This is a genomic window from Catellatospora bangladeshensis (assembly GCF_016862575.1).
GTDB classification, from domain to species: domain Bacteria; phylum Actinomycetota; class Actinomycetes; order Mycobacteriales; family Micromonosporaceae; genus Catellatospora; species Catellatospora bangladeshensis.
Window position 1 is genome coordinate 1 of the sequence record NZ_BONF01000016.1, and the last position, 16,461, is coordinate 16,461.

Sequence of the window (16,461 nt, forward strand, 5' to 3'; positions counted from 1 at the left end):
TGTGGTCTGGGCTTAGGTTCTGACACGAACTAGCGATCTTCGCTGCGGCGGCCCGCCCGAGACGGGGCGGGGCGGGAGGTCAGCGGGCGCGGCGCAGGGGGCGGGTGAGGGCGCGGCCGCGCCAGCGGACGAAGAGTTCCCCGGCGTGGAGGCGAAGTGCGGGGCCGCGTCTCGGCTTCGGCGCGGTCAGCCCGTCGTACGCCCACAGCAGCTCGCGCAGGGCCAGCTCGCGCGCCGCGGCGGGATCACGCGGCGGGAGAGCGCGGGAGTAGTCCCAGCCGTCGCGCAGCGAGCCCTGCGGCGCGCGCCCGGACGCCCACGCGCCGAACGCGGCGGGCCAGCCGCCCTGGTGGGACGCGGCGGAGGCGGCCAGCCGGGGCCAGTGCCGCGCCACCTCCTCGGCGCGCTTGCGCAGCAGCGCGTCCCGGGTCGCCGCCACCGCACCGGGGTCGAAGCCCTGCGGGGTCACCGCTCCCGCGACGAGCGAGCGGACCAGCTCCTCCTGGCGCCGGGCGAGGCCGCCCGGCTGATCGGCGGGATCCGGCTGGCGGGCTTCGCCGCCGCTGCTGGTGTGACCGGCCGGGCCCGGTCGGCGGGCGGGGCCGGTCACGTGATCGCCGGGTATCCGGTCGCGCCGGCCAGGGCGTCCAGCTCGGCGCGCAGCGCGGCCGCGGGCGGGTACGCCCCGTCGCGCTCCAGCAGCACCGCGGGCGGCCGCTGCCGCTCGCACAGCGCCGCGAGCAGGTCCAGCACTTCCACGGGCACCGGGTCGGTGTGCGTGTCGTGGTAGCGGCCGTCGCGCACCCGGCCGCCCGCGACGTGCACGTACGCGACCCGCTCCAGCGGCAGCCGGTCCAGCAGGTCGAGCGGGTCCTCGCCCCGGTTGCGCGCGTTGGCGTACACGTTGGCGATGTCGAGCAGCAGCCCGGCGCCGGTCCGCTCCAGGATCTCGGTGAGGAACTGCGCCTCGGTCAGCTCGTCGTCCGGCCAGTCGAACAGCGCCGCGATCGGCTCAAGCGCCAGCGGCACGTCCAGCTCGGCGGTGGTACGCCGCACGTTCGCGACGACCGCGTCGACGGCCTCCCGGCAGCGCGGCAGGGGCAGCAGGTGCCCGGCCTCCACGCCGCCCGCGCGCACGTACGCGATGTGCTCGCTGACCAGGGGAGCGCCGGTGGCGCGGGCGGCCTGGGCGAGGTGCTCGACGCGGTGCGGGTCGACCGGTTCGGCGCCGCCGAGGGACAGCTTCACCCCGTGCGGCACCACCGCGACGCCCGCGGCCCGCAGCGCGGCCAGGGAGTCGGGCAGCTCGCCGGAGTGCGGCAGCGACTCGGCGATCACCTCGACGAAACGCAGGCCGGGCAGCCCGGCGACGAAGCCGGCGATCTCGGGGCGCCAGCCGATGCCGACGCCCCGCTCCGCCAAGGGGATCATCCCCCGCACCCGCCGCCGCAGCCGCCGCCCCCGCAGCTGCTGCCGCCGCCGCAGGACGAGCTGCCGCTGTCGCCGCCGCTGCCGCCGTCGCCGCTGGACGAGCCGCCGTCGGTCCAGCCGCCGCTCGTGCCGTTGTCCTCGCGCTCCTCCGGGATGGCGGAGTCGCCGGCGAAGGCCGGGTCGGCGGCCCACAGCACCGCCGCGCCGAACAGGCCGACCGCCAGGGCGGTCTGCGCCGGGCCGTACGTCGCGAACGCGGGCTTGCTGCGGGGCATGAGGTGGGCGTGGTGCCGGCGGGTGTCGGCCAGCGCGCGGTCGGCCGAGCGGGTGCGCACCGGCCGCCGGGAGACCAGGATCAGGCCGAACACGGCGACCACGATCGTGAGCGGCACCAGGAAGCCGACCGGGCGGTCGTTGGACAGGCCCGCGAAGATCCGGACCACGCCCAGCGCGGCGAGCGCCAGCAGCAGCAGCGGCCCCCGGCGGGCGCGGGCGACCGTCTCGGCGCTGACCGCGAGGCCGTTGCGCTCCAGGTCGGCGCTGATGGTGTTCAGGGCCGACGCGACGCTGTGGTCGGTGCGCAGGTCGGCGGAGCGTACGCCGTTGCCCGCCGCGTGCAGCACGGCCGCGTCGAGCGGGCTTGCGCCGGGCGGCAGCCCGCCGGTGCGGCGCAGCCTGCCCGAGCTCTCGCTCTCCAGCACGCCGTGCTGGCGCAGGAACGCCAGCGAGGCGTACACGGCGCGCGCGGGGCCGCCGGCGAGGTAGGCCGTGTGCTGCGGGGTCAGCTGGTCGATGCGCACCCGCTCCGGTCCCGCGAACGCCCGGGAGCGCAGGATCAGCGTGGCGACCAGCACGACGGCCGCGGTGGCGGCGTACAGCGCCAGGAACGTGGGGCCGGGGATGCCCCAGGTGTCCGCCATGGGAGCTCCTTCGTCGAGGGTGCCCCCATGATGGACCATCGCCGCCACTAACGGCGGATCAGGACGCTCAGGCAGGTGACGCAGCCTTCGAGTTTCTCGAACTCGCCGATGTCCACCACGACCGGCGTGAAGCCCAGATCGGCCAGCAGCTCGGCGGTGCGCGGCGCGGACGCGGCCAGCAGCACCCGGTCGCCGCCGAGCGGCACCACGTGGCAGCCGCCCTCCTCCTCGACCGGCCGCACCGCGGGGAACAGCTCCACCGGCACCAGGTGCGGCAGGGCCAGGAAGGTGCCGTCGGGCAGCGCGGTGACCGCCGACTTCAGGTGCAGCACCTCGCCCAGCGGCACCGCGATCACGTTGCGGCCCAGCGGGGCGAGCAGCTCGCGCAGCTGGCGGATGCCCTCGCCGTTGGTGCGCCCGCCGCGTCCCACGTAGACGGTCGAGCCGACCTGCAGCACGTCGCCGCCGTCGAGGGTGCCCGGGCCGGTGATGTGCGCGACGCGCAGGCCCAGCTCGCGTACCGCGGTCTCGGCGCCGGCGATCTCGGGGCGGCGCTCGGGCGCGCCGGGGTGGGTCAGCACGGCCAGGTCCTCGCAGACCACCACGGCGTCCTCGACGAAGACGGCGTCGGGGCAGTCGTCGGCCGACGGCGCGGGATAGACCTCCCACCCGGCCGAGGCCAGCGCGTCGGCGTACGCCATGTGCTGGGCGCGGGCCAGGGACAGGTCGACCTCGCTGCGGCCGATGTGGGTGACGATGCCCTCGGGCAGGCGCGGGCCGGGTTCGCGGACCAGCGCGACGGTGCGGTTGCTCATCTCTTACGCATTACCAGCACGACGACCAGCGCGACCACCGCCACGACGGCCAGGCAGCAGACGCTGCCGAAGAGAAGATGCCACGGTTTGAGCGCGCCCATGGTGCGGCACTGTAGCGCCCCGAAGCTCGCGGAGAAAATATCTTGTCGATCCCGTGATCGCGTGGATAGTGTCGGCGGTACACGGGAAAGGAGGTGGTCCAGCTTTGAGTAGCTACAGGACACGTGAGGTGGCTGCCCGCTAAGCGGCTGTCATCGACTGCACTTCTGTCGATACCTAAGGTTCGACTGGAGCGTCGAGGCCGTGTGTCAGCGGCTTGGCGAATCCACGGGAGCCACCCGAACCCCAGGGGTTGTCCGGTTTGTCCAGCCGGCCCGCACACCCGTGCGGAACCCTGGGGTTTGTTCCTTTCTGGGACCGGATGACCGGTTCAGCGGCGGCGGACCGTCTCCTCGATCAGGTCCAGCACCGGCCCGAAGTCGTCGGCCGAGCCGCCCATCGCCAGGCGTTTGACCAGCCCGTCGTACGCCAGCTCCAGGAAGTGCGTGAGCACGTCGAGCGGCACGTCCTCGCGCAGCACGCCCGCCGACGCCTGGCGCTTGAGCCGCTCCCGGGTGGCGGTGTCGATCGCCTCCGAGTGCTGCGCCCAGCGCTGTGCGAACGCCGGGTCGGTGCGCAGCCGCCGGGCCACCTCCAGCTGCGTGCCGAGCCAGCCCGCCGCGTCCGGGTCGGCGGCGTGCGCGAGCAGGTCCCGCATCACCTGCACCAGGCCGTTGGCCGCGACGGTGGCGGCCATCTCGACCGCGTCGTCCTCGGCCACGGCCAGGAACAGCGAGTCCTTGTCCCGGAAGTGGTGGAAGATGGCGCCCCGGGACAGGCCGGTGGCCTGCTCCAGCCGGCGCACGGTGGCGCCCTCGTAGCCGTAGCGGGCGAAGCAGGCTCGGGCCGCGGCGAGGATCTCGTGGCGGCGCGCGTCGAGCTGGTCCTGACTCACCCTGGGCACATGCCGATCTTCGCAGGTCGGCCGGTCACATGCAATCCGTACGTACGGCTTGACCATGCGTGACAGATCTGCGACGCATCGCGCGTGTCCCCGCCGCATGGAAGAATCCTCCGCGTCCACCGGCGCGTTGAACGCCGGGGGCAGTAGGCGACACCGGGCGGATCGGTTGCGGGCCAACGGGTCCGCGGCGGGCCGGGGAGGAACGAGCTGTGGATCTGGGGCAGTTGACCACGACCTGGGTGCCCACCTGGGTGATGGTGCTGGTGGTGTCGGTGCTGACCGCGTCACTGCTGATCGGCGTGCCGCTGGCCCGGTCGGCGGGCATGCGGCGGGGGCGGCGGCTGGCCCACCCGGAGGCGTACGGCACGCGCAAGGAGCGGGCCAAGGACACCAGCCTGTTCCTGGCCGCGCTCATCCCGACCCTGCTGGTCTGGCTCGCCGTGATGGGCGTGTCCTTCATCGGTCTCACCGGCTTCGCCGCCGACGTGATGGGCTGGGACCACTGGACCAACGTGCTGGTGCCGCTGAGCCTGGACGGCATCAGCATCTCCTTCGGCGCCTGGGCGTTCGTGGCGGTCAAGCGCGGCCGCCACCCCGGCCGGGCGTACAAGATCGTGCTCGCCGCCGCGACCGTGTCGGCCACCCTGAACTTCGTGCACGGCCGGGACAAGTGGTCCATCTGGGCCGGCCTCTACCTGGCCTTCCTCTCCTTCGCCGGCATGGCGATGTTCCATGAGCTGCTCGACCAGTTCATGGCCGGCTACGACGACGAGGTGGCGCTGAAGACCCGCTACCCGCGTTTCGGCCAGCGCTGGCTGTACGCGCCGCTGTCCACCTTCGCGGCCCGCCGCGCCTGGATCGTGTACCCGCCCGCCGAGGGCACCCGCCCGACCGTTCGCAACGCGCTCGCCCACCGCGAGGACGTACGCGAGGCCAAGCGCCAGCGCCGCCTGCACGGCGCGCTGCTGGTGCGCGAGGAGCAGCAGGCGAAGCTCGTCGAGGTGCACGCGAAGGCGGAGGTGCGCCGGGCCCGCACGGCGAGCTGGCGCGGGGGACAGGTGCCGGGCGCCACGCCGCTCGCGCCGCACCAGCCGATGCCGCACCAGGCCGGTGCGCACCAGAACGGCTCCGCCGCGAACGGGTCGCACCAGAACGGATCGCACTATCCGGGGCAGCACCTCGTCACACCGTCGCAGGAGCTGCCGCAGACCGTGCCGTACCAGCCGACCCCGGCCGAGCCGCCGCAGCCGCGCCAGCCGGAGCCGGCCGCCCTGATGCCGCAGGTGCCCGAGCGCGACGAGCGGGGCACGGTCCTGGACCCCGCCCTGCGGGCCACGCTCGAGTCCGTGTGGAGCGCACCTGGCGGCGGCGGCCGGGAGCCGATGGGCCACCGTCCGCTGTCCGACACCAGCGAGATCACCTCGCGCGGGATGCTCAACCACATCGTGGAGCCGGTCCAGCGGATGATCGCGGACGTTCTCTCCCGCGGCGAGGAGATCACGCCGAGCGGCGTGCGCGAGTGGGCGGCCAGGGAGTACGGCCGGACCCCGTCCGAGAACTGGGCCAAGAACCAGATCAAGGCCGCTCGCCAGCGCGACACCATCGGCGTCGACGCGGATCTGGGGTAAACGCGAGATCGTTTTCGTTTCGGCTCGGTTTCCGGCACACGGGGGGCTTCACCAGCGTGTCCTGAGTCACGTATCGTGCCCGCGTGCCTTTGTTGCTGTTGGACCTCGACAACACACTGGTCGACCGCGCAGGCGCCTTCCGGATGTGGGGTGCTCGGTTCCTGTCCGAGATCAGCGCCCCGACGTACGACATCGACTGGCTGGTGGACGCCGACGCGGACGGTCTCACGTCGCGCTGGGACCTGGCCGACGCGATCCGCGACCGCTACCGTCTGCGCAACTCCGTGATCGACCTGGTCGAGGAGCTGCACGAGGGGCAGATCGAGTGCACGCGGCTGGACCCGATGGTCGGCGCGGCGCTGCGCATCGCCGCCGACGCCGGCTGGGTGCCGGTGATCGTCACGAACGGCGAGACCCGCCAGCAGGAGGCGAAGATCCGGCGTACCGGCCTGGACCGCTTCGTCGCCGACTGGGTGGTCTCGCAGGAGGTGGACTGCCGCAAGCCCAACCCGCGCATCTTCGAGATCGCCGCGGAGCGGGCCCGGATGCGGCTGCGCGGCGCCTGGATGATCGGTGACAGCCCCGAGGCGGACATCGGCGGCGCGACCACCATCGGCATCCCCAGCGTGTGGATACACCGCGGCCGCCAGTGGAGCGAGCGCCGGTTCGGCCCGACCCGCATCGCCGAGGGCGCCATTCAGGCCGTCGCCGCAGTGCTGGCCGCCGACCCGCCTCACCGCATGATGCGCTGAATAAATCGGTTGACAGATGCCCGCCGCGTTCGCCAGACTCGGCGGCGTTGTTTCGTGCCCCCGGGATCGCCGTGGGCGGAGAGAGAAGGGAGATGAGCCGAATGGTTGCCGCTGTCGCTGTGCGCTGCCCGCAGATCGCCTCTTTCTTCTTCTTCCTCTCTCCGACCAAGGAGCACCTCCAGTGCGAGAGCACGACTTTCCGCGCGCCGGTCGCGGTAACCGCCGGAACCGTTTCGACGACGACGAACTGACCTTCGAGAAGTCGTACGCCGAAGAGATCGAATGGGACGAGACTCCCGACAAGCCTGAGTTCGGCGACCGCTGGTCCACCTGGGATCTGTCGACCCCGACCGAGCGCGGGCCCGCACCGCATCCCGACTGGCTCGTCACCGAGCTGGCCGCGGTCGACGTCGAGCGCGGCGTGCTGAAGACCGGCAAGGAGGCCGACGTCTTCCTGCTGCACCGGCACATCCCCGGCACGCAGCGGGGCTGCCTGCTGGCCGCCAAGCGCTACCGCAGCCACGACCACCGCATGTTCCACCGCGACGCGGGCTACCTCGAGGGCCGCCGGGTCCGCGAGTCCCGGGTCAACCGGGCCATGGCCAGCCGCAGCTCGTTCGGCAAGGAGGCCATCGCCGGAACGTGGGCGGCGGCCGAGTTCGGCGCGCTGGTCCGGCTGTGGGAGATCGCCGAGCAGCTGAACGTCGCGCCGTTCACGCCGTACCCGGTGCAGATCCTGGGCACCGAGGTGCTGCAGGAGTTCATCGGCGCGCCGGACGGCACCGCCGCGCCGCGGCTGGCGCAGGTGCGCGCGGACGACGCCGAGCTGGCCGACCTGTGGCAGCAACTGGTGCTGGGGCTGACCGTGCTGGCCCGCGCCGGGTACGCGCACGGGGACCTGTCGCCGTACAACATCCTGGTCCACGAGGGGCGGCTGGTCATCATCGACCTGCCGCAGATCGTGGACGTGGTGGCCAACCCGCAGGGCAAGCGTTTCCTGGCCCGGGACGTGCACAACGTCGCGTCCTGGTTCACCGCCCGCGGCCTGACCGGCCTCGACGAGCAGGCCCTCACGGCCGAACTACTCGCCGAGGCGGGCGTCCGCTGACCCGCCCCCACCCGGCCGCGCCCACCTCCATGGCGCGCGGCCGGGCCCGGCCCGTCCATGATCGCCCGACTTGCCTGGCATCTGGGCGTATCTTGCGGCCGCATACGCCCGTCTGCCAGGCAAATCGGATGATCGTGAGGCGGGTGGACGTGTCCGGTTCCGGGTCTTGCGGGGTGCCGGGGTGGTCGTCATGATCGCGCGATGTCTTCGTTCACCTACGTCGCCCCGTTCCGGTTCGGCCGGCTCACGCTGTCCATGCTCGCCGTCGGCACGCTGGCGGTGCTCGCGGGCCTGCTGCTCGACCTGGGTGAGGACGCCCGGGTCGTGCTCGTCGCCGGCGGCGCCGCGCTGCCGGTCACGCTGCTCGCGTTGTACCTGCCGCTGATCCTGGGCCGGAAGCCCGGCCTGCGGGTCGACGCGGACGGGATCCTCTTCGGCGGGCGGCCGCTGATCTACGCCCGCACGTCGGCGTTCGTGCCGTGGCCGGCGATCAGCGAGATCTACCTGTTCCGGGTGCACCAGGGCCTGTTCATCACCACGTACGTCGGGGTGCAGGGCCGGGACGGGGTCGCGCCGCTGCGCCCGTCCATGCCCGCGAGCGTCGCGGCCACCATCTGGCACGTGCCGACGGAGGTGGTGCTGTCCAGCCGCCCCGCGTTCGGCTGGCGGCTGGACAAGGCCGCGCTGACGGCTGCGGCGGGCTACTTCGCCCCGTCCGTGCCGGTCGTCGACCTGACCGAGGCCGCCCCGATGCAGCGCCAGCTCCGCGAGGTCCCACCCACCGCCTGACCCGCGTCCACGCGCCCGCGCCCCCGCCCGCGCCGCGCCCGACGATGATCGTCCGACTTGCCAGGCACATGGGCGAATGCGGGCGCAAGATACGCCCGTTTGCCAGGCAAGTCGGACGATCATGGCGGGCCGGACGGGGCGGGCCGGGCTGGGTCGGCCGGTCTGGGCGGCGTGGCCGGGCGCTGTGCCTGGGCGGGGTCGGTCAGCGGCGGCGGCCGCGGGGCTTGAGCTGGGCGTTCGGGAGGACGGGAGCAGGCAGCGGGTCGCCGTCGTAGCCGTGGACCTCGCCGAAGCGCGCGTCGGCCGCCGTCCACTGCTCACGCGCGGCGGCGATGTCGTCGTGGCTGCGGCCGACGAAGTTCCACCACATCACGATCTCCTCCTCGAACGGCTCCCCGCCGAGCAGCAGCACCCGGGCCGGGGCGCGGCTGGAGAGGTCGAGCGTGGTGCGCTCACGGCCGAGGTAGAGCAGGGTGCCGGGGGTGAGTGGCACGCCGTCGACGTGGGCGGCGCCGTCCAGCACGAGGGCCGCGTACTCGAAGTCCGGCCGCAGCGGCAGCGTGAGGGTGGCGTCCGCGTCCAGCGCGGCCTCCGCGCCGACGATGGGGGTGTACGCCGTCGCGGGCGACACGGCCCCGTCCAGCTCGCCCAGCAGCACGGTGACCGTCGCCCCCGGCCGGGCCAGCACCGGCAGATCATCATGGTGCGCGAACGCGGGCGCGACCGCGCGGGCGTGCTCGGGCAGCGCGACCCACAGCTGCACCCCGTGCAGCGGGCCGGTCCGGACGGCCGGGGACTCCTCGGAGTGTGCGATGCCGTGCCCGGCGGTCATCAGGTTGAGCTGCCCGGGACGGATCAGCGCCACGCTGCCGATGCTGTCGCGGTGCAGGATCTCGCCCGCGACGAGCCAGCTGACGGTCTGCAGGCCGGTGTGCGGGTGGGGCGCGACGCGCATGTCGTGGTCGGCCGGGCCGTACTGGTCGACGAAGCACCAGGCGCCGACCATGCGCCGCTCCTTGTGCGGCAGCGTCCGGCTGACCGCCATCCCGCGAGTGCCGCCGAGCACCACCTCGCGGCCCGGCATCAGCTCGTGCGTCGGCCCGTCCGGCACCTGCTCGTGCCCGCACGGCGTCTCGACCGGCGCCGCCTCAACGTTGCTCATGCAACGACCCTAGCCCGCCGCGCCGCGAGCCGCCCACGAAGGAAGGGCACCTTCTTAACGCTATGCGTAGAGGAAGGGCACCTTCTTAACCCCTCCCGCCACGGTGTTCCGGGGGGAGATCGCTGCTTCGTGTCAGAAAGTGAGGTGGGAGCTGAGCTTTGGACACGAGGTACCGATCTTGCCCACCGCCGCGCCGGACCGCGCGCCACGGACCGCGTGCGCCCCTGACCGCAGACGTTAAGAAGGGCACCTTCTTCTACGCATAGCGTTAAGAAGGTGCCCTTCCTTGCTTACAGGTCAGTTCTCGAGCATCTTGCGGAGGACGTACTGGAGGATGCCGCCGTGGCGGTAGTAGTCCGCCTCGCCGGGGGTGTCGATGCGGACGACCGCGTCGAAGGAGACCCCGGTGTCGGTGGTGACCTGGACCGTCTTCGGGGTGGTGCCCGCGTTGAGGGCCTCCACGCCGGTGATGGTGAAGGTCTCGGTGCCGGTCAGGCCGAGCGAGTCGGCGGTCTGCCCGGCCGGGTACTGCAGCGGCAGCACGCCCATGCCGATGAGGTTCGAGCGGTGGATGCGCTCGTACGACTCGGCGATGACGGCCTTCACGCCCAGCAGCGCGGTGCCCTTGGCGGCCCAGTCGCGCGAGGAGCCGGAACCGTACTCCTTGCCCGACAGGATCACCAGCGGCACGCCCGCGGCCTGGTAGTTCACGCTCGCGTCGTAGATCGTCGTCACCGGGGCGTCCGCGACGGTGAAGTCGCGGGTGAAGCCGCCCTCGGTGCCGGGCGCGATCTGGTTGCGCAGGCGGATGTTGGCGAAGGTGCCCCGGATCATCACCTCGTGGTTGCCCCGGCGGGAACCGTACGAGTTGAAGTCCTTGCGCTCCACCCCGTGCTCGGCCAGGTACTTTCCGGCCGGCGAGTCCGCCTTGATGGAACCGGCGGGCGAGATGTGGTCGGTGGTCACCGAGTCGCCGAGCTTGGCGAGCACCCGCGCACCGGCGATGTCGCTCACCGGAGACGGCTGCGCCGCCATGCCCTCGAAGTACGGAGGCTTGCGCACGTACGTCGAGTCTCCGGCCCAGGCGAACGTGTCACCGGTCGGCGTGGGCAGGCCCTGCCAGCGCTCGTCGCCGGCGAACACGTCGGCGTAGTCCTTGGTGAACATCTCCGCCGAGATGGCGTGGTTGATGGTCTCCTGCACCTCGGCCGGGGTCGGCCAGATGTCGCGCAGGTACACCGGCTGGCCGTCGGTGTCGACGCCCAGCGGGTCGTTGGCCAGGTCGATGTCCATGCTGCCGGCGATCGCGTACGCGACGACCAGCGGCGGGGACGCCAGGTAGTTCATCTTGACGTCCGGGTTGATCCGGCCCTCGAAGTTCCGGTTGCCGGACAGGACGGAGACGACCGCCAGGTCGGACGCGTTGACCGCGGCGCTGATCTCCTCCGGCAGCGGGCCGGAGTTGCCGATGCAGGTCACGCAGCCGTAGCCGACCAGGTGGAAGCCGAGCTTCTCCAGGTACGGCACGAGCCCGGCCTTGGCGTAGTAGTCCATGACGACCTTGGAGCCGGGGGCGAGGGTGGTCTTCACCCACGGCTTGGCGTGCAGGCCCCGCTCGACCGCCTTCTTCGCCAGCAGTGCCGCTCCCAGCATGACCTGCGGGTTCGACGTGTTGGTGCAGGAGGTGATGGACGCGATCACGACCGCGCCGTGGTCGAGGTGGAAGACCGTGCCGTCGGCGGCGGTCACCGGGGTCGGCTTGCTGGCGCGGGCCGCCGACTGCGCCGGGGCGTCGGAGGCCGGGAAGCTCTCCTTGCCGGCCTCGTCGACGTCGTCCTCGTCCACGTAGTCGGGCAGCGCGGCGCGGAACGCGGTCTTGGCGTTGGTCAGCTCGACCCGGTCCTGCGGGCGCTTCGGCCCGGCGATGCTCGGCACCACCGTCGACAGGTCCAGCTCCAGGTACTCCGAGTAGGACGGCTCGACCGACGGGTCGTGCCACAGGCCCTGCTCCTTGGCGTACGCCTCGACCAGCGCGATCTGGTCGGCGCTGCGGCCGGTCAGCTCCAGGTAGGCGATGGTCTCCGCGTCGATCGGGAAGATCGCGCAGGTGGAGCCGAACTCGGGGCTCATGTTGCCGATGGTGGCCCGGTTGGCCAGCGGCACCGAGGTCACGCCGGAGCCGTAGAACTCGACGAACTTGCCGACCACGCCGTGCTTGCGCAGCATCTGCGTGATGGTCAGCACCAGGTCGGTCGCGGTGGCGCCCGACGGCAGCTCGCCGAACAGCTTGAAGCCGACCACCTTCGGGATCAGCATGCTGACCGGCTGGCCCAGCATCGCGGCCTCGGCCTCGATGCCGCCCACGCCCCAGCCCAGCACGCCCAGGCCGTTGACCATGGTGGTGTGCGAGTCGGTGCCGACGACGGTGTCCGGGTACGCCTGGCCGCCGCGCGGCATGACGACGCGGGCCAGGTGCTCGATGTTCACCTGGTGCACGATGCCGGTGCCCGGGGGCACGACCTTGAACTCGTTGAACGCCGTCTGGCCCCAGCGCAGGAACTGGTAGCGCTCCTGGTTGCGGCCGTACTCGATCTCGACGTTGCGCTCGAACGCGTCCTGGCGGCCGAACACGTCGGCGATCACCGAGTGGTCGATGACCAGCTCGGCCGGGGCCAGTGGGTTGACCTTGGAGGCGTCGCCGCCCAGGTCGCGCACGGCCTCGCGCATGGTGGCCAGGTCGACCACGCACGGCACGCCGGTGAAGTCCTGCATGAGGACGCGGGCGGGCGTGAACTGAATCTCCACGCTCGGCTCGGCGGCCGGGTCCCAGCCGCCCAGCGCGCGGATGTGATCGGCGGTGATGTTGGCGCCGTCCTCGGTGCGGAGCAGGTTCTCCAGCAGGATCTTCAGGCTGAAGGGCAGCCGCTCGTGGCCCTCCACCTTGTTGATCTGGAAGATCTCGTAGCTCGCGTCTCCGACGCGCAGCTCGCTCTTCGCACCGAACGTGTCGAGGCTCGCCACGTCGTACTCCTTCACAGCGGGTCTGTTACAGCCTGAGTCTTTCGCAGAGGTTGGAGCCTGGGCAGGTAAGGCAAGACTTACTCCGCCACGGCTCGACGAACTAAACCGTACGTCCGTCTTGTTTTGGGCGCAAGCCCGTGCCAGACTCCGAGACGTGATTCACCACGTACAGGTCGCCTGCCCCCGGGGCAGCGAGGACGTCCTGCGTGCCTTCTACGTCGGCGTCCTCGGCATGACCGAGAAGCCCAAACCGCCCGCCCTCGCCGTACGCGGCGGCTGCTGGTTCGTCGACGACTACGGCAGCGAACTCCACCTCGGCGTCGAAGACGACTTCCACCCCGCCCGCAAGGCCCACCCCGCCCTCCTCCGCCCCGACCTCGACGCCCTCGCCGACCGCCTGCAGGCCGCCGGCTACCCCGTCACCTGGGGCAACGACGAGGTCCCCGCCCTCCGCCGCTTCCACACCGAAGACCCCCACGCCAACCGCCTCGAGTTCGTCCTCCCCCTCGCCCCCTGACTGCGTTGATCATGAACTTATGGGCAGGTTCGACGGTGTGTCGTGTCCATAACTTCATGATCGACGAGCCTTGCGCCGTGCGCTGAGCGCCGCAGGCCACCGGGTGGGGATTGGATCTCGCTGCACGGTTGGCGCTGCGGGAGGGTGGGGGCATGGTGACGTGGGGTGCGGTGCTGGGGGTGTTCGCGGTCGCGCTGGCGATGGTGCTGACGCCGGGGCCGAACATGATGTATCTGGTGTCGCGGAGCATCACGCAGGGGCGGCGGGCCGGGCTGATCTCGCTGGCCGGGGTGGCGGTGGGGTTCCTGGTGTACCTGTCGGCGACGAACCTCGGGCTGTCGGCGATGTTCCTCGCGGTGCCGCAGCTGTATCTCGCGGTCAAGCTGGCCGGTGCGTGCTACCTGGGCTGGCTGGCGTTCAAGACGCTGCGGCCGGGCGGGGTGTCGGTGTTCGCACCGGCCGCGCTGCCGCCGGACTCGCCGCGGCGGCTGTTCACCATGGGCCTGGTCACCAACCTGCTCAACCCCAAGGTCGCGATCATCTACCTCTCGCTGATCCCGCAGTTCGTCCGGCCTGAGGCCGGGCATGTGCTGGTACAGGGTTTCGCGCTGGGCGCGGTGCAGATCGCCGTCGCGGTCACCGTCAACGGCCTGATCGTCCTGGCGGCCGGTGCCATAGCCGGGTTCCTGGCAGATCGTCCGGTATGGCTGCGCGCCCAGCGCTACCTCATGGGCTCCGTGCTCGGCCTGCTCGCCGTGCGCATGGCCACCGACAACGCCCGCCCCGCTCCCGCCTGAGCCGTCCGGTGTCGGTGCAGGCCGCTACCCTCCCGCGCATGGGTGTGGTGGTGGACTACTTCGCGGCGACCGAGGCGGAGTTCGCCGCGCTCGGGCTCGACGGTTCGCCGTACCAGCAGGATCTTTTGGTGGTCCACCGCAAGGGCTGGCTGGACGGGCTGCCGTCGCTGGCCGCCGAGCTGACCGGGCGCGACCGCAGCGAGTTCGGCAGGGAGATCCCGCTGAGCCCGCAGGACGAGGATTACGAGGGCCCGCTGCTGCTGGGTGTGCCCGCCGGCGCCAGGCTCGCGCTGGCCGAGGTGCCCGACGAGCGGCTGGCCGAGTACGCCGACGACGAGCTGCTCGACGAGTTCGAGACGCGCTGGGTCGCCGCGATCCGCGATCTGGCCCGGCACGCGCAGGCGACCGGCCGCGAGCTCTACTGCTACTCCATCTGGTAGCCGGTCAGCAGGGCGAACACCTCGGCCCGCAACGCGGGCGGCACCTCGCGCCCGATCCACCAGTCGGTGACCAGCGCCATGTCCGCGTTGTCCTGTAGCGCGCGCTCGCGGCCGAAGCGGAGGTGGAACTGGATGTCCTGCTTCGCCGGCGAATCGGGCCAGGTCTCCACGACGGCCAGCGTCGCCGTCACCCGGTCTGACATGTGGTCCAGCACGGCGTGCCCGGGTGGCCCGGGGAACCGCTGCGCCCGCAGGTCGATGTGCCGGAAGGCGACGCCGACCAGTTCGGCACCGGCGAAGTCGTTCCCGGTGAACTCATTGCGATCGCGTCCGAGCGCCTCGATCCGGTCGGTGGGCCGCCCCCAGAAGTTGACGTCCTGGATCTTGCCCCGGAACGTGCACGCCACGAACTCGGCCTCGTGGGTGAAGCTCATGCCGCGCAGCTTGGCCCGGTCGAACAGGCACTGCTCGAACCGCGCGTTGCCCCAGAAGGTGTTGCCGGTGGGAAACCGGACCCGGGTGAAGTCGCAGCGGCGATAGACCGTCTGCGGCCACCGCCTGCCGTCCCACTGGCCTTCTCCGGCGCCGGTCAGCCCGAAGTGCGTGGCGGCGAAGCGCGCACCGGTGAAATCGCAGTCCTCGAACGTCGAGTGGTACGCCGCGAACAGCCCGATCCGCGCCTCCCGAAAGTCGACGCCGCTCACCTCGGCCTCCGCGAACCGCGCCTCAGCTCCTCCCGGCCCGTCCCACCGGCCGTCACGGATCCCAGCCCTGGCCATCAGCCCGCTCCCGCATGTCACGAAGGTCGATCATGAGGTTGTGCCACAAACACGCCGTCGAACCTTGCCATAAGTTCATGATCAACGGGGTCGGATGGCGGTGGGGTGGGGTGGTGGGAATGGTGGACGGTCGTTGACTGTTCAACTATTGTGTCAGGGAGTAAGTGAGCAGAGGAGGGTGTCATGCCTGCCGTTACCGTTGAAGACCTGTTGGTGCTGCCGCGGGTGGCTGTGCCCGGTGAGGCCGCCGTCGAGCGCAAGGTGGCGTCGGTTACCGCCGCGCCGTCGGGGTTCGAGGGCGAGGGTTTCCCGGTGCGGCGCGCGTTCGCCGGGGTGGACCTGCGGGCGCTGGACCCGTTCATTCACATGGATCAGATGGGCGAGGTGGAGTACGCGCCCGGGGAGCCGAAGGGGACCCCGTGGCACCCGCACCGCGGCTTCGAGACCGTGACCTACCTGCTGGACGGCACGTTCCGGCACCAGGACTCGCACGGTGGCGGCGGCCTGATCAGCGACGGCGACACCCAGTGGATGACGGCCGGGTCCGGCCTGCTGCACATCGAGGCGCCGCCGGAGGAGCTGGTGCTGTCGGGCGGCCTGTTCCACGGCTTCCAGCTGTGGGTGAACCTGCCCGCGAAGCAGAAGATGTCGCCGCCGCGCTACCAGGACATCCGGGCCGGTCAGGTGTCGCTGCTCAGCTCGCCCGACGGCGGCGTGCTGCTGCGCGTCATCGCCGGTGAGGTCGCCGGGCACAGCGGGCCGGGCATCACCCACACACCGATCGCCCTGGTGCACGCGACGCTGGCGCCGGGGGCGCAGCTGCGGCTGCCGTGGCGGCCCGACTTCAACGCGCTGGTGTACACGCTGGCGGGCGCGGGTTCGGTGGGCGCCGAGCGGCGGCCGGTGAAGCTGGGCGACCTGGCGGTGTTCGGGGCCGGTGACGTGATCACGGTCGAGGCCGACCGGGCGCAGGAGAGCCGTAACGCGGCGGGCATGGACGTGCTGATCCTGGGCGGCCTGCCGATCCGCGAGCCGGTGATGGCGTACGGGCCGTTCGTGATGAACACGAAGGCCGAGTTGATCCAGGCGTTCGAGGACTACCAGGCGGGCAAGCTGGGCGTGATCCCGAGCGAGCCGCGCAAGGTGGACGTCGGCAAGGGCGACCACCCGGGGCACGACGTGCTCTGACCGTCAGCCGCCGTCCGGTGCCGGCCCAGCGGCGCCGGACGGCCCATCTCGTGGCCCGTCGGCGTGGCCACGGTTAAGAAGGGCACCTTCTTATACGCGAAGCGTTAAGAA

The 16,461-nt window shown here is 71.8% G+C and carries 16 protein-coding genes; 8 read left to right on the forward strand and 8 right to left on the reverse strand.

Features of this window, described 5'->3' with window-relative positions; translation table 11 throughout:
• Positions 1-79: 79 nt before the first annotated feature.
• From Cba03nite_RS14980 to Cba03nite_RS15000, 5 genes are all read right to left on the reverse strand, one after another.
• The gene (locus Cba03nite_RS14980) at positions 80-610 is read right to left on the reverse strand and encodes an SCO6045 C-terminal-like domain-containing protein (RefSeq protein WP_239125747.1); all 531 of its coding nucleotides are present in this window, start codon (positions 608-610) and stop codon (positions 80-82) included.
• Positions 607-1,431 (reverse strand): MbnB/TglH/ChrH family RiPP precursor modification enzyme, encoded by an 825-nt coding sequence (locus tag Cba03nite_RS14985; RefSeq protein ID WP_203746223.1) that lies wholly within the window; start codon positions 1,429-1,431, stop codon positions 607-609. The genes Cba03nite_RS14980 and Cba03nite_RS14985 overlap by 4 nt, the downstream gene beginning before the upstream one ends.
• Entirely contained in the window at positions 1,428-2,351 is a 924-nt protein-coding gene (locus Cba03nite_RS14990; RefSeq protein ID WP_203746226.1) for a TIGR04222 domain-containing membrane protein, read from the reverse strand. The genes Cba03nite_RS14985 and Cba03nite_RS14990 overlap by 4 nt, the downstream gene beginning before the upstream one ends.
• A 47-nt stretch (positions 2,352-2,398) precedes the next feature.
• Entirely contained in the window at positions 2,399-3,166 is a 768-nt protein-coding gene (ddaH, locus tag Cba03nite_RS14995; protein ID WP_203746228.1) for a dimethylargininase, read from the reverse strand.
• 430 nt (positions 3,167-3,596) lie between these two features.
• The gene (locus Cba03nite_RS15000) at positions 3,597-4,169 is read right to left on the reverse strand and encodes a TetR/AcrR family transcriptional regulator (protein ID WP_203746230.1); all 573 of its coding nucleotides are present in this window, start codon (positions 4,167-4,169) and stop codon (positions 3,597-3,599) included.
• 209 nt (positions 4,170-4,378) lie between these two features.
• Here Cba03nite_RS15000 and Cba03nite_RS15005 point away from each other — a divergent pair, with 209 nt between their 5' ends.
• The 4 genes from Cba03nite_RS15005 to Cba03nite_RS15020 all read left to right on the forward strand — a co-directional run bounded on the left by Cba03nite_RS15005 (position 4,379) and on the right by Cba03nite_RS15020 (position 8,446).
• Positions 4,379-5,797: a DUF2637 domain-containing protein gene (locus Cba03nite_RS15005; RefSeq protein ID WP_203746232.1), complete on the forward strand. Its 1,419-nt coding sequence runs from the start codon at positions 4,379-4,381 to the stop codon at positions 5,795-5,797.
• A gap of 83 nt (positions 5,798-5,880) precedes the next feature.
• Positions 5,881-6,549, forward strand: a complete 669-nt coding sequence (locus Cba03nite_RS15010) for an HAD family hydrolase (RefSeq protein WP_203746234.1) — start codon at positions 5,881-5,883, stop codon at positions 6,547-6,549.
• Positions 6,550-6,730: 181 nt separating this feature from the next.
• Positions 6,731-7,657, forward strand: a complete 927-nt coding sequence (locus tag Cba03nite_RS15015) for a serine protein kinase RIO (RefSeq protein WP_203746236.1) — start codon at positions 6,731-6,733, stop codon at positions 7,655-7,657.
• A gap of 201 nt (positions 7,658-7,858) precedes the next feature.
• On the forward strand, positions 7,859-8,446 hold the full coding sequence (locus tag Cba03nite_RS15020) for a hypothetical protein (protein WP_203746238.1): 588 nt from the start codon (positions 7,859-7,861) through the stop codon (positions 8,444-8,446).
• A 202-nt stretch (positions 8,447-8,648) separates the two neighbouring features.
• Here the strand turns inward: Cba03nite_RS15020 and Cba03nite_RS15025 are convergent, their stop codons facing one another.
• Entirely contained in the window at positions 8,649-9,608 is a 960-nt protein-coding gene (locus Cba03nite_RS15025; protein ID WP_239125748.1) for a pirin family protein, read from the reverse strand.
• A gap of 297 nt (positions 9,609-9,905) precedes the next feature.
• Positions 9,906-12,644, reverse strand: a complete 2,739-nt coding sequence (gene acnA / locus Cba03nite_RS15030; protein WP_203746240.1) for an aconitate hydratase AcnA — start codon at positions 12,642-12,644, stop codon at positions 9,906-9,908.
• Positions 12,645-12,783: 139 nt separating this feature from the next.
• On the opposite strand from acnA, the gene Cba03nite_RS15035 reads away from it, so the two are divergent.
• The 3 genes from Cba03nite_RS15035 to Cba03nite_RS15045 all read left to right on the forward strand — a co-directional run bounded on the left by Cba03nite_RS15035 (position 12,784) and on the right by Cba03nite_RS15045 (position 14,383).
• Positions 12,784-13,146 carry a VOC family protein gene (locus Cba03nite_RS15035; RefSeq protein ID WP_203746242.1) on the forward strand — a complete coding sequence of 121 codons (363 nt, stop codon included), beginning with the start codon at positions 12,784-12,786 and terminating at the stop codon, positions 13,144-13,146.
• Between the two features lie 152 nt (positions 13,147-13,298).
• The gene (locus Cba03nite_RS15040; RefSeq protein ID WP_203746244.1) at positions 13,299-13,943 is read left to right on the forward strand and encodes a LysE family translocator; all 645 of its coding nucleotides are present in this window, start codon (positions 13,299-13,301) and stop codon (positions 13,941-13,943) included.
• A 38-nt stretch (positions 13,944-13,981) separates the two neighbouring features.
• A complete protein-coding gene (locus Cba03nite_RS15045) occupies positions 13,982-14,383 on the forward strand; it encodes a hypothetical protein (protein ID WP_203746246.1) in 402 nt (133 codons plus the stop codon).
• On the opposite strand, the gene Cba03nite_RS15050 is transcribed toward Cba03nite_RS15045, so the two are convergent.
• Positions 14,368-15,162: a pentapeptide repeat-containing protein gene (locus Cba03nite_RS15050; protein WP_203746248.1), complete on the reverse strand. Its 795-nt coding sequence runs from the start codon at positions 15,160-15,162 to the stop codon at positions 14,368-14,370. The genes Cba03nite_RS15045 and Cba03nite_RS15050 overlap by 16 nt on opposite strands.
• A 183-nt stretch (positions 15,163-15,345) precedes the next feature.
• Between Cba03nite_RS15050 and Cba03nite_RS15055 the strand changes: the two genes are divergently transcribed.
• Positions 15,346-16,350 carry a pirin family protein gene (locus Cba03nite_RS15055; RefSeq protein ID WP_203746250.1) on the forward strand — a complete coding sequence of 335 codons (1,005 nt, stop codon included), beginning with the start codon at positions 15,346-15,348 and terminating at the stop codon, positions 16,348-16,350.
• The last annotated feature ends 111 nt before the right edge of the window (positions 16,351-16,461 follow it).

Bases quoted from the DNA above. Each gene is read 5' to 3' on its own strand.
- Cba03nite_RS14985 (WP_203746223.1), bottom strand. From the start codon at position 1,431: ATGATCCCCTTGGCGGAGCGGGGCGTCGGCATCGGCTGGCGCCCCGAG.
- Cba03nite_RS14990 (WP_203746226.1), bottom strand. From the start codon at position 2,351: ATGGCGGACACCTGGGGCATCCCCGGCCCCACGTTCCTGGCGCTGTAC.
- ddaH (WP_203746228.1), bottom strand. From the start codon at position 3,166: ATGAGCAACCGCACCGTCGCGCTGGTCCGCGAACCCGGCCCGCGCCTG.
- Cba03nite_RS15020 (WP_203746238.1), top strand. From the start codon at position 7,859: ATGTCTTCGTTCACCTACGTCGCCCCGTTCCGGTTCGGCCGGCTCACG.
- Cba03nite_RS15025 (WP_239125748.1), bottom strand. From the start codon at position 9,608: ATGAGCAACGTTGAGGCGGCGCCGGTCGAGACGCCGTGCGGGCACGAG.
- Cba03nite_RS15040 (WP_203746244.1), top strand. From the start codon at position 13,299: ATGGTGACGTGGGGTGCGGTGCTGGGGGTGTTCGCGGTCGCGCTGGCG.
- Cba03nite_RS15045 (WP_203746246.1), top strand. From the start codon at position 13,982: ATGGGTGTGGTGGTGGACTACTTCGCGGCGACCGAGGCGGAGTTCGCC.
- Cba03nite_RS15050 (WP_203746248.1), bottom strand. From the start codon at position 15,162: ATGGCCAGGGCTGGGATCCGTGACGGCCGGTGGGACGGGCCGGGAGGA.
- Cba03nite_RS15055 (WP_203746250.1), top strand. From the start codon at position 15,346: ATGCCTGCCGTTACCGTTGAAGACCTGTTGGTGCTGCCGCGGGTGGCT.